The 11,886-nt window shown below is 44.1% G+C and carries 11 protein-coding genes; 3 read left to right on the forward strand and 8 right to left on the reverse strand.

The annotated features are described in order from the left end of the window. Positions 1-11: 11 nt before the first annotated feature. The 7 genes from VJ374_RS11495 to VJ374_RS11525 form a co-directional block, all read right to left on the reverse strand. Entirely contained in the window at positions 12-767 is a 756-nt protein-coding gene (locus VJ374_RS11495) for a prepilin peptidase (protein ID WP_290751826.1), read from the reverse strand. Between the two features lie 68 nt (positions 768-835). After that, positions 836-1,342: a type II secretion system protein gene (locus VJ374_RS11500; protein ID WP_329468824.1), complete on the reverse strand. Its 507-nt coding sequence runs from the start codon at positions 1,340-1,342 to the stop codon at positions 836-838. Between the two features lie 138 nt (positions 1,343-1,480). After that, positions 1,481-2,698, reverse strand: coding sequence for a type II secretion system F family protein (locus VJ374_RS11505; protein WP_329468825.1), 1,218 nt, complete (start codon positions 2,696-2,698; stop codon positions 1,481-1,483). A gap of 4 nt (positions 2,699-2,702) precedes the next feature. Continuing rightward, a complete protein-coding gene (locus VJ374_RS11510) occupies positions 2,703-3,749 on the reverse strand; it encodes a type IV pilus twitching motility protein PilT (protein ID WP_329468826.1) in 1,047 nt (348 codons plus the stop codon). After that, a complete protein-coding gene (locus VJ374_RS11515) occupies positions 3,746-5,410 on the reverse strand; it encodes a GspE/PulE family protein (protein ID WP_329468827.1) in 1,665 nt (554 codons plus the stop codon). Before VJ374_RS11515 ends, VJ374_RS11510 begins: the two co-directional genes overlap by 4 nt. An 8-nt stretch (positions 5,411-5,418) precedes the next feature. After that, the gene (locus VJ374_RS11520; RefSeq protein ID WP_329468828.1) at positions 5,419-5,781 is read right to left on the reverse strand and encodes a hypothetical protein; all 363 of its coding nucleotides are present in this window, start codon (positions 5,779-5,781) and stop codon (positions 5,419-5,421) included. Then, on the reverse strand, positions 5,750-7,108 hold the full coding sequence (locus VJ374_RS11525) for a VanW family protein (RefSeq protein ID WP_329468829.1): 1,359 nt from the start codon (positions 7,106-7,108) through the stop codon (positions 5,750-5,752). Before VJ374_RS11525 ends, VJ374_RS11520 begins: the two co-directional genes overlap by 32 nt. Before the next feature lie 159 nt (positions 7,109-7,267). Between VJ374_RS11525 and VJ374_RS11530 the strand changes: the two genes are divergently transcribed. From VJ374_RS11530 to VJ374_RS11540, 3 genes are read left to right on the forward strand one after another with little or no spacing between them, the layout of a single operon-like run. Continuing rightward, positions 7,268-7,762, forward strand: a complete 495-nt coding sequence (locus tag VJ374_RS11530; protein ID WP_311246621.1) for a type IV pilus modification PilV family protein — start codon at positions 7,268-7,270, stop codon at positions 7,760-7,762. Beyond that, a complete protein-coding gene (locus VJ374_RS11535) occupies positions 7,716-8,303 on the forward strand; it encodes a PilW family protein (protein WP_329468830.1) in 588 nt (195 codons plus the stop codon). Before VJ374_RS11530 ends, VJ374_RS11535 begins: the two co-directional genes overlap by 47 nt. Positions 8,304-8,319: 16 nt before the next feature. Then, positions 8,320-10,026 carry a type II secretion system protein gene (locus tag VJ374_RS11540; protein WP_329468831.1) on the forward strand — a complete coding sequence of 569 codons (1,707 nt, stop codon included), beginning with the start codon at positions 8,320-8,322 and terminating at the stop codon, positions 10,024-10,026. Between the two features lie 36 nt (positions 10,027-10,062). Here the strand turns inward: VJ374_RS11540 and VJ374_RS11545 are convergent, their stop codons facing one another. Then, a complete protein-coding gene (locus VJ374_RS11545; RefSeq protein WP_329468832.1) occupies positions 10,063-11,847 on the reverse strand; it encodes a hypothetical protein in 1,785 nt (594 codons plus the stop codon). Between the last annotated feature and the right edge of the window lie 39 nt (positions 11,848-11,886).

Genomic DNA, 11,886 nt, shown 5'->3' on the forward strand with positions numbered 1-11,886 from the left:
TTCTTCCTTTCTTAAAGCAGTAAATCGAGGTACCACGATACCCAATCATCCGCAAAATAATATGTCAGTAATGTTCCGACGGCAATCGACGGAACGAAGGGAATGGGTTGTTTCCGTTTCACGCGTCCGAGTCCAAGTAATGTTAAGCCAAGAACGGAACCAACGAATGCCGAGACGAACAAGGCAATGACGACGTGAAGCGGTCCAAGGAAGATTCCGAGCAGTCCGAACAGTTTGACATCCCCTGCTCCCATACCACGACGGGAAGCAAGAAAGATGACGAATAATAGAACGAAGCCGACGATTCCACCAATAATTGGATTATACCAGTTTTCGAGTGGAGAAAGGTAGCGCACAATCAAGGCAATTGGCAAAAAGATGAGTAAAATTTTATTCGGGATCAGCATGTACGCTAAGTCTGACATCGTTAGGATGAACAGCAAGCTCGTCAGGACGAGTGTCAAGGCCAGTTCCATCGACCAGCCGAACTGCCAAAAGGCATAGGCATAAAGAATCCCTCCGAGTAATTCAAGCGCTGGATACTTGATTGAGATTGACTGTCCGCAAGAGCGGCACTTGCCGCCAAGCATAGCGTAACCGAGTACCGGTGTCAGTTCGAGCGGTCCTAAGACATGGCCACACGTCGGACAATGGGAGCGCGGATGAACAATCGACTCCCCGACCGGGACGCGCAGACCGACAACGTTCGTAAACGACGTGATAAGTAAGCCTAACAAGAAAAAATAAACCGTGAAGACGATCGTCATGACACGACCTCCCTTTCAAAAAAGTTCAGAAAAAAACCCCCGAGGAGGGGGACAATCTTTTGTTCAGTTTACTCACTAGCTGAAGAGGATTTAGTGACATTATCACGCTTTAAGTAAGAAGGAGCTTCGTTTGTGAAGTAGTCTTTATCACCTTTAAGCGTAACTGTATAAGTATATTTTCCATTTGTTGCTGCAGTAACTGTAACGTAAGCATCTTTGTATGCTGCATCTCCATTAAATGGATCTTTCATATCATCAATGTATTCATCCATTTTAGCTTCGTTGCTACCTGCTACAAATGCTTTGCTTTCACGATAAACACCAAGCTTGATCGATGATCCTGATTTAACTGGATTTGCTGAAGTATAGAGTTTAGAAGCAGATATCAATTGCTTCGCATCCGAAACAACTGCATCCTTCCGCGAATTCTCGATCAATCCACCGATTGCGACGACAGCGATTGCTGCAATGATTCCTAAGATGACGACGACGACGAGTAACTCGATCAACGTCAGTCCGCGCTCATCGCGCATTTGTTTTGCATCTAACCAGATTTCTTTTAAACGCTCTACCATTTTCTTTATGCCTCCCTAGTACTTTTTCACTGTTTTTGGTTAGTAGGTAATACTATCCAGATGAATACTATTATAGTAGCACCATATTTTTTGTAGAATATGTCTTTTTTTCACATCAGGTAAATGTTTTTACAATTGTCAACTTGCTTGTATATCCGAGTAAATTTTAAACATCGGTACGACGACGGCGATGACGATGACACCGACGATTGCGGCTAAGACAACGATCAGCAATGGTTCAATGATTGACTTCAATCGATCTGTTGTCGTCTCAACCTCCGTCTCGTAGAAGTTCGCGACCTCTGTCAGCATCGAATCAAGTCGTCCCGTCTCTTCACCGATGGCAATCATCTGTGTGACGAGAGGTGGAAAATATTTGTTTTTCTCAAGCGGTTCGTGCATCGGAATGCCGCGTGCCATCGCTTCATTAGCGCCGGCAATCCCTTTCCGGATAATTCGATTCGTCACAATCCGCTCCGTGATGTCGAGCGAGGCTAAAATTGGGACGGAAGCATTAAGCAGGACGGACAGTCCCCGGGTCATTAAGGCGATCTGCGACTTTTGAATCAGGGGACCAAAAACGGGAATAATTAATAAAAAGCGATCGAAAAATAGTCGTTGGCGTTCGTTTTTTAAATTAAAGTACAGTAATCCAATCAATCCAAAAGCAATTAACAACATGACCCACCAGTACGCGACGAAGAAATCCGATACCGCGACGACGAGCTTCGTGATCAGCGGTAGCTCACTACCGAGCTGATCAAAAATCGAAGCAAACGTCGGGACGACGTTCATCATCAAGAACACGACGACGCCGACAGCAACAAGTGAGACGACGGCTGGGTAAATCAGTGCCGAGATGACCTTTCGTTTAATCTCATACTGTTTTTGAAGCTGCGTCACGATATTCTCAAGTGCTTCCTCTAAGTTACCACTCGCTTCCCCCGCCATCGCCATACTGACGAAGAACGTATCAAAGACGCGGGGATGTTTCTCGATCGCTTTCGAAAATTGAATTCCACTGCGTAAGTCATCCTCGACTTCAATCAGTGCTCGCTCAAGCGGCTTTGATTCCGTCTGTTTTCGAAGGATCTCTGTTGCCTTGACGATGGAGACACCCGACCGCACAAGCGTCGCAAACTGACGCGCATACATGACGAGATGTTCGATTTTCGGTTTTGGACTAAGAAACGTAATCTCCGTGTTCAGTCCTTTTGACTCCTGCTTCTCAAGCGATGTCACAGCGATCTGATCCGTTCGCAGTTTTTCTGCGGCTTCTCGTTTCGTCAGCGCCGTGATTTTGCCCTTCTTTCGTTTACCGGCCATCGTGCGACCTTCATACGTGAATACTGCCATGTTCTCACCCCGATATGTACGGTGTTGCAGCAGATGCCGGAATCAACCCTCGGCTGACGAGGTCCTGCAACGCCATTTGCATCGTCTGCATGCCATATTGTTTACCTGTCTGTAAGACAGATTGAATCTGATATTCCTTACCGGTCCGAATCAAGTTCGAGACGGCTGGTGTATCGACCATAATCTCGAGTGCCGCGACACGTCCTGTTCCGTCTGAGCGGGGCATCAAGCGTTGTGAGATGACGCCAGCGAGGACGTTCGCCAGCTGAGCTCGAATCTGATCTTGTTGTTCTGACGGAAAGACATCGATGATCCGACTGACCGTCGAAGCAGCGGTTGACGTATGGACCGTCGCAAAGACAAGGTGACCGGTTTCAGCAGCCGTAACGGCAGTTGCGATCGTCTCAAGATCCCGCATCTCACCGAGCAAGATAACATCCGGATCCTGACGGAGCGCCGACCGTAATCCCGTAGCAAAGCGTGGCGCATCGATTCCAATTTCCCGCTGATCAATCAGACTTTTATGATGACTATGTAAGTATTCGATTGGATCTTCGAGCGTGATGATGCGTTTATACATTGTCTGATTGATTTCATTGATCATCGCTGCAAGCGTCGTCGATTTTCCGGAACCGGTCGGACCTGTCACAAGAATCAAGCCGTGCGGTTTCGTCAAAAAACGCTTTAGGACAGGAGGTAATGCTAATTGCTCAAGTGTTGGTACTTCTGTCGGGATTGTTCGAAATGCTATCGATAATGCGCCCCGTTGATAAAAACAATTGACCCGATATCGAGCAACGCCCGGTACTCCAAACGAAAAATCGATGTCCCGATCTTGTTTTAATTGTTGATACATTTCGTCCGTAATCAGGGATCGAACGAATCCATCAATGATGATTGGCTTCATTTTCTCCGTACCAAACGGCGCTAACGTTCCATTAATTCGAAAAACGGGTGGTGATCCCGCCGTGATGTGGACATCTGATGCATCTTGTTCTTTAGAGGAACGTAGTATGTCCTCAATTTGGGCACGTTCAATCGTACTGTTCATTCAGAAATCACCGTCCGTAATATTTCTTCTGTCGTCGTGATACCTTGAGCAACTTTTGATAATCCATCTGCAAGCAAGAAGCGTTGCCCTTGTGATTTGACATGCGCAGTAATTTCGCCCTCTGTTGATTGATTCATGATCATCCGGCGCAAAACTTCATCAATCATGATCACTTCCTGAATCGCGACGCGTCCACGGTATCCGGTCATGTTACACGACGGACAACCACGTCCCCGCATGACCGTCGTCGCCTCAATTTCCTCTTGATCAAATAATTCCTGTTCTCGCGTCGAAATTGGATGTACTTCTCCACAATCGCGACACACTCGACGAACGAGCCGTTGCGCGATCAATCCACTGACGGATGCAGCAACTAGGAACGGTTCGACACCCATATCAATCAACCGGGTGATAGAACTGACGGCAGAGTTCGTGTGCAAGGTCGAAAGGACAAGGTGACCTGTCAGCGAGGCACGAATTGAAATCTCAGCTGTCTCGATATCCCGGATTTCTCCGACCATGACGACGTTCGGATCCTGACGCAAAATGGAGCGGAGACCGCTCGCGAATGTCAGACCAATTTTTGCATTAACTTGCACCTGATTGATGCCGTCAACTTGGTATTCAACTGGGTCTTCGACGGTAATGATATTGCGTGACTCGTCATTCAACTCATTCAACGCTGCATACAACGTCGACGATTTACCGGACCCGGTCGGACCAGTGATTAAAATGATTCCATTCGGTCTCTTCAGCATATCTCGAAATTGTGATTCGTTACGCGAACTAAAACCGATTTTTGAGATTGAGATATTCGAGTTCGAGCTGTCGAGAATCCGAATGACGACCTTTTCGCCGTAAACGGTCGGTAAGGTTGAAACCCGGAAGTCATACGGCAAACCATTGAAGACGTACTTGATTCGTCCATCTTGTGGTAGACGGGATTCTGTAATATCAAGTTCACTCATGACTTTGATTCGTGTCGTCAAGATGTTTTGTACTTGTTTTGGATAGTTGTTTTCCGTCCGAAGTTCACCATCGATCCGAATTCGAATCGTCATCGACGATTCTTGCGGATCCATGTGAATATCTGACGCACGTTGTGCAATCGCATTTTCAAGAATTTGATTGACGAGACGAATGACAGGTGCCTCTTCTCGATTCACGACGTCGGCAATCTGTTCATTCGTCATGACATCGTCTGATTCGAGCAATTCCCGTAACGAGGAATCAATATCGTAATATTTTAGAATCGTTCGTCTGACTTCTTCACGTGTGGCAATTCCGACGTCAATCAAAAGACCAGTCTGCATCCGTAAATCATCAATGGCAATCAAGTCTAAGGGATCAGCCATTGCAATGAATAGTCGATTTCCTTCCCGATAAATCGGAACAAGATTGTGGCGTTGAGCTAAGTCTTTCGAAATCAATTTCGTGACAGCGACATCTACCGGGTAGTTATACAACTGAATGATTGGGATATTAAGTTGATGATGCAAAGCTTCCAATAGCTGTTGTTCCGTCAAATGACCTAATCGTAACAGGGCATCTCCCAATTTTTCAGTCGATCGTTTGACGGTCAACGCCTCATTCACTTGCGCTTCTGTCACGACACTCTCTTCAATCAACATCTCACCCAAACGCTTTCGCTTCATTGCCATTTAAATCGTCATCCTTCCGCGTGCCATGTTTCTTCTGCTTCTAACACATTCGGTCGTTGTTTCTTTTCATCAATCACACTTGTCACAGCAGCCGTGATGACACCTAACATGAAAATTCCGACCGGTACAAGTGGGTTCGTCATCCAGTCGAGCTGAATGCTGAAATAAATCAAGGTCACGATGACAATCGTTGCCATCGATAAAATCGCCTTAGCTGCCATCGAAGTCACATATGGAATCGTGACGGCGAACATCAAACCACATACAATTGTAGCTAGTCCGATGATGATTCCTAATTCAATCGCGATCGTCGTCCAGTTCATCGCTGTTTCCCCTTTCTTAGCCGACAGGTTCACCTGTCGTTTCGTCATCGACCGGTGATGCGGGATCACCTGTCTCATCACTACTTGGAGATGTTGGTGATGTCGGAATATCCGGTGTCGATGGTGATTCAGGTGTATCTACATTCGTATCTGGTTCTGTCGTGTCAGTTGCTGGCGTATCTGTAGATGGTGTATCAGTCGCTGGCTCTGTCGTATCCGTTCCGTTATCGTCTGTCGTTTCATCGACGGGTGGCGTTACCGGTACAGGTTCAGCTTGGTTACTTTTCGTGACGATCGCAGGGATCGCTGCGTAAAAGTCGAGCGCTAACAGCTGCTTCTTCTCACCTTTCACTGATTTTACAACGCGATAGACCTCGATGGATTTCCCATCTTCCCCAGCTTGTGTGTCACTTGTTGATCCGGCTGTCAAAGTCGCCGAATAACGTGTGATTGTCCGATATGGAATCGTTTTTTCGCCTTCTAAGACTGTAGTGACCGTTTCTTTAAATGGTGTTCCCCTAAGTTCCAACGTAACGTCACTGCCATTTTGAACTGCGACCAGACGATACGAAATGGCTTGGGTATTACGGACAGCAAAGTCTGTTTTTTCATCAATCCGCACATCATAACCGAGTGTGATTCCGTCCGGTAACGTGGAATGCGGCATCCGTTCCACAATCTCAAACGGTGTTTTTGCAAACAATTCATACAATTTACTACCGACGTAGGATCCAGCGACAGCGTCCATGCCGTATGTTTTAACGTTCATCAGTTGTCCTGCTTTAATTTCAACGTTTGCCATTGCAGTAACCATTTGTTCTTCTGCACCAGACCGTGTCGTAAAGGCGACACTTGAGACGACCGTCTCAGAAGGATCAGCCGCTGATTCTGTTTTAGCAGGATCGTAGTTTCCTTCTGTTAATGTCTTGCTCGTATTGATTAACCATTTTTCAAATACTTGCTTTTGTTCAGGTGTGTAACTGATCGGTTGTGATGCTAAGTAACTCTCTAAATTTACTTCATCAATTCGAACGACCAAATCGCCACCTTTTTTCAAAGATGCTTTTTTGACCGCCGCCGCAACATCAATTGCTACGACATTCGTTGGAATTGGAGTCGTTTCTTCCCCGGTTCCGGTCGTCAGTGGTGTCTTCTTCGTCCATTCTGTCACTGCTTTTTCAACAGTTGACTTCGCTTCGTTCCGTTCCATACCACTAACGGGTACAGATCCGATTCGTGCCGTTTCAGAGAATGTCGTAGTTTCTGTCGCTTTGCCCGTAAATGAAATCAAGGCAAACGAAGGTACATAGATGAGGGCGACGAGTAAAACGAGTAAAAGAGTATGTACAGCAAAACGCTTAAAATTGATCATCATCTGTTTCCTTTCTGTATCAATTAATCATTTCAGGTATCTAGTATTTCCATTATAATGAATGGATAAGTGAAAGCGTAGCCTTTTCCTTACATATACTGTTTTCTTTTGCATTTTAAAAATATGAGGCATTATATCTATTCTTCAAAAGGAGTTCTTTTCATGATCCAGAAGGAAAATGGTTTTTCTTTAATCGAAGTACTTGTCAGCGTCGTCATCTTATCAATCGTGTCGATTGCCTTAATCAGTATTTTTTCTCAATCTTTACGTTCGAGTCACTCTAGTATGGACGAGACGACAGCGGCTAATCTGACTTCCTACGCGGCTTCTTACTTACAACGAGAAACACTTGTCAAAACATCTCCTTTATCCTTCAATTACTTAAAGACTCAAGTCGGAAAAAGTACGTTTGATATCTGCCCAACGTCTGATACTAACGTAGCGATTTGTAATCAGGTATTCGCACCTGTCGTCAACGGAACACAATACCGAATCAACCTACAAGTTAATTCAACTACAAGTAACGATCCTCGTTTGTTGAATACTACCTTAACGATCAAAAAGGATCAGTCGAATGATATTCTATTTTCCTTAAAAGGAGTCTTAAGTAATGAACAGCTTAATCAAGAATTTCCGTTTGATTTATCGGCGCGATGAAGGATTATCACTGATTGAGATTTTAGTCAGTATCGTCATTGCATCGATACTGAGTGCGGTCGTTTTAACCGTTTTTCTACTTGGTGCAAAAAGTTTTAAGGAAACGGATGCCATCAGTGACGTTCGAACGGAGGCGGATATCATGATTAGTTCCGTCTTATCTGATATTACAACGAGTGGTTACGATTTCGTACGATTGAGCGAAGACGGTCAGACGTTATCGCTTTATGATGCAACTCCGTTAAACGTCGATCCCGACTCTGGCTTGCTTGTTCGAATCAATGATCAGAACATGATCATGAATCCGAAGCCCATTAAAGTTCTTCGGTTTGGTGAAGGGGCGCTGGCATTGACTGATCGGGAAGACGAGTTACTGTTATCGAATACGGATAACGCTTCTCAGTTTCGAATAAAAAAAGCGACTCCGATGACAATCAATGGTGTCACCTATTACCAACACGGAATATTAGAAATTTCTTTAAAAATTCAATCCACGCAAGAAGAGAAATTACTTTCCCTTCAGAGTGGTATCGGCTTCTAGAGGTGAAATATTAACTATGAAAAAACAAGAAGGCTATACTTTGATTTTTGTCCTCGTTACACTAGCAGTCGTCTCAACACTTGCCCTTGTCGTCATTGGTATCAATCTGCAGACGAAACGTTCAACAGAAATTCGAAAAACAGAAGTCTCCATCTCTTATGAAGCCCGTTCGTTACTAAACGAAGGGGTTGCGAAACTATACAATACCTTTCCGACGACACGTCCTGTTTCAGCTGACTTTAAACAACAACTCGAACAATTGATGTATTCACCGAACACGACAACACCTGTTACATACGACAGTCTCTTAAAAAAAGGGACACAGTCGATCGGAACGTATCAATACAAACTCGTGACTTCAGCAAATGCATCAGTAAAAGATCTCGACAACGTCAAAATCGTCGAAATCACAGCCATCGTCTCTTCTCATATTTCAGATCAACCGGAACTGAAACGAACGTATACGCAACGTGTCTCGCTCTCGACACTTCCAAGCTTTTTGTATCATGTACTCGGCTCGGAAAATCAGCTGACACTCAACGGTGCCCCGAGCATCAAAGGAAATGTCTTTTCGACTAAACCGATTCGCTTATCACAAATCCCACTTTTCTCTTACAAAGGAACTGCTTATTCGCCATCTATCGCTGGCAACTGGACAGCAAAACCAATCATCGAAGGCGTTATCAATGTCAGTCCGCCAACGCCAAACCCTACTTTAAAACCGTTTGAGATTTGTAATACGGCGAATAAGTTCTGTAGCGAATCCGTCTCTTCTTGGCAAGACGCTTCGGAACCCATCTCCTCATGGCTTGATGCTTCTGAATTGACACGCGTCGTCTCAACACCGTACGAGTTCTCGTCACTCAACTATCTATACTCGTTTATCGAGTATTTACATCGACATAACTTACCGATTCAGGAATCAAATATCGCTACAGCCGATAAACAAATCGATGTAGAAAAACTACGAACTGCATTGCCACAAACGAATGGGATTAAAGTTCTTCCGATTACTGCGACAAGTACCGTCTTTGACGAGAGTCTGACCATCGACAATCCAAACGATAATTTGCTCGTCACCAACGCTAGTTATACAACGCCTTTATCAGCAATTTTACTCGATCAAGATATCGGTTTCTCAGAAAGTCCACTTATTCTAAATGGTAATCTATCGATTCAAAGTGTGCGTTCGTTAACGAATCCATTGAAGATTTCTCGTCCTTTGATCGTCATCGGTGATTTAAAAATCAGTGGAAACGTGGCGTTTAATACGACAATTTTTGTTCTTGGGAAAACGACGATTGACGACGCGAACATCTCATCGATTGAAAACAACTCGATGGTTCTGCTCAGTAAAGGCGAGTTATTGATTAATCGATTTGATAAATTCTCACAAACCACTAATGAGATAGAGGCTTTTCTATACAGTGATGCGATGACGAATAATCGCATTTACACCGTCGGATCCAACTTATCGATTTCCGGTGGATTGTTCACAAAAGGTAACTTAACGATTAACACATTCCGTGGTAGTTTTACGACGACGACTAGTCCAACAAATTTAACAGAGTTCGTTTCCCGGATGCGTAGTTCGAGTGATCGTCAGCAATCACGTCTTCAATTGAATTACGATGCCAATATCATTAAAAATCAACTGGCTTCACTTCCTGTAACCGATCGTATTCATCTGTACGTCGAACCACCTCAACGAAAAGAAGACTAATAAAAAAACACACAGCTGCGACTGTGTGTTTTCGTTTTAATATAAATCGCTTGTATTGATTTGCGTCGGATCTTCAAATACAAGTACTTTGAAACGCACGGACAATTCACTACCGTTCACTTGTTTCGGTTGTAACTGATCCACTGGAGATGTTTCCGAATTATTATCCGTGTCAACTTTGACCGTTTCAAGAGCTGTCAACCGAACATACACTTTCCCACGTGATTTTCCTTTAATCATCGGTTGATTAGCGGTATTCGATGGTACGATTTCAATCGCATCCGTATCGCCCGATTCAATCGTTAATCGATAACCAGAAAACCATGTCGGAGTGGCGGTACTTCCTGCTTGATCACGGAATCCGTACAAAGGTGTTGCATTCGAGCCGACTTGAACTTTCAACTCATTTGCGCTCAGTGTCAATCCATCTTCAACGATCTTCAATTTTTTCTCGATAGTACTACCAGGAAAATCTTTCAACCCGATCGTCACCATGACTTCATTGGCACTTGTTTTCGCATTCAAGGGTACCGTCAATAAATTCGTCGGTGAGGTAACAGGAAGAGCCGTAGGAAGAGAAGATGTTACCGTGTACGTAAATGGTTTAGTCGGTGTAAACGATTGATTCTCTTGCGTTACAAGGCGAAATGCAAGAGTATCTGGTTGATTCACTCTGATTTCCTTTTTCAAGGCATCCGCAAAGGCTCCAGCTAAGACGATTTTCGGCAATTTCACAGTAATCGGTACAGAATGATTCAAGGAGATCGATGTTCCATTGATTTTCTTGAAATCCGAGAAGACAGTCGTCACGTTGATTGGAGACGTTTCTTTCGGTCGAACACCGGAAAGATTCGTCGTGATTTGTGGTGCTGTATTAGTTGGTGTACTAAACGTTAAATAGCTTGTATCCGTTGTAAAAGTCGACTTCGTATTGGCAAATGCTTCACTCCATTTAAAAGTATAAGCAGCTGTTTCATTGACATACAAATCGGATCGAGAACTAGTCAATGTCGGTCGATTGTAGAGCTGAAGTGTTGCAGTCTCAAACGGTGTCTCATACTCAATCAATGAGCTATCCGATGAACATTTTTTGTGATCAGGAAATTTACAATAGCCCCACGCATTCCCATTAGGTCGTGTTGTCGAACGAGTTACAGATGCTGTCGATTTAAACAGAGCTTGTGTCTCGTCAAACGTAACTGTCCCCGCTTTTGGTGCTGTCCGTAAAATGAAACGCCATGTCAGTCTATTTCCTGCCGTTTTACTAATCGAATTCCCATTTTCATCATAGCGAACAATATAGGGGTCCCATGATTTAATCGCTCCATTTCCACTTTTTCCGGCACGGACCGGTTCAAACTCTACGACATGCGGAAAATGCAACATTACTTTTTGTTGTGTTGTTGTGTTGTTTATTTTTTCAAAGAAGACCGTCTTACCATCTTGTTTTAAATCAGGTGAAGCTAACAGTTTCGTGCTTAAACCTTCCATGACAACACCTTCAAACGTAAATCCATCCGGCAACAATTCTTCGAAGTTGAGTTCCCCGATTGCGAACGTCCCAGACTTCGAGTTCCCACAATTACCAGTGATGTATTTTTGACCAATCCGATTTAACTCAATCGAATAGTCCATGGCAACTAAATCGTCGTCGCTGTTTGGTATTGGGTTTTTCACAAATGCTTTTTGAACGTTTAAATCACGGGAAGCGATTGGTGTTCCATTATCAAAACAACTATTCTTCGCACTCGTGTAACCAAGACCAATCCCGAGTAGAAAGACGATGAATACTAGTGAAGCCAGCAGTTTATAAGTTTTCATCAAGGGCGCTCCTTGTACATGAATTTTATAATGACACTA

The organism is Exiguobacterium sp. 9-2, assembly GCF_036287235.1.
Classification (GTDB): domain Bacteria; phylum Bacillota; class Bacilli; order Exiguobacteriales; family Exiguobacteriaceae; genus Exiguobacterium_A.

What these genes read in the sequence shown, in the direction of transcription:
- VJ374_RS11540 (WP_329468831.1), top strand. Translation starts at nt 8,320, where the DNA reads ATGAAAAAACAAGAAGGCTATACTTTGATTTTTGTCCTCGTTACACTA.
- VJ374_RS11520 (WP_329468828.1), bottom strand. Translation starts at nt 5,781, where the DNA reads ATGACGAAACGACAGGTGAACCTGTCGGCTAAGAAAGGGGAAACAGCG.
- VJ374_RS11545 (WP_329468832.1), bottom strand. Translation starts at nt 11,847, where the DNA reads ATGAAAACTTATAAACTGCTGGCTTCACTAGTATTCATCGTCTTTCTA.
- VJ374_RS11500 (WP_329468824.1), bottom strand. Translation starts at nt 1,342, where the DNA reads ATGGTAGAGCGTTTAAAAGAAATCTGGTTAGATGCAAAACAAATGCGC.
- VJ374_RS11505 (WP_329468825.1), bottom strand. Translation starts at nt 2,698, where the DNA reads ATGGCAGTATTCACGTATGAAGGTCGCACGATGGCCGGTAAACGAAAG.
- VJ374_RS11515 (WP_329468827.1), bottom strand. Translation starts at nt 5,410, where the DNA reads ATGGCAATGAAGCGAAAGCGTTTGGGTGAGATGTTGATTGAAGAGAGT.
- VJ374_RS11510 (WP_329468826.1), bottom strand. Translation starts at nt 3,749, where the DNA reads ATGAACAGTACGATTGAACGTGCCCAAATTGAGGACATACTACGTTCC.
- VJ374_RS11525 (WP_329468829.1), bottom strand. Translation starts at nt 7,108, where the DNA reads ATGATGATCAATTTTAAGCGTTTTGCTGTACATACTCTTTTACTCGTT.
- VJ374_RS11535 (WP_329468830.1), top strand. Translation starts at nt 7,716, where the DNA reads ATGAACAGCTTAATCAAGAATTTCCGTTTGATTTATCGGCGCGATGAA.
- VJ374_RS11530 (WP_311246621.1), top strand. Translation starts at nt 7,268, where the DNA reads ATGATCCAGAAGGAAAATGGTTTTTCTTTAATCGAAGTACTTGTCAGC.
- VJ374_RS11495 (WP_290751826.1), bottom strand. Translation starts at nt 767, where the DNA reads ATGACGATCGTCTTCACGGTTTATTTTTTCTTGTTAGGCTTACTTATC.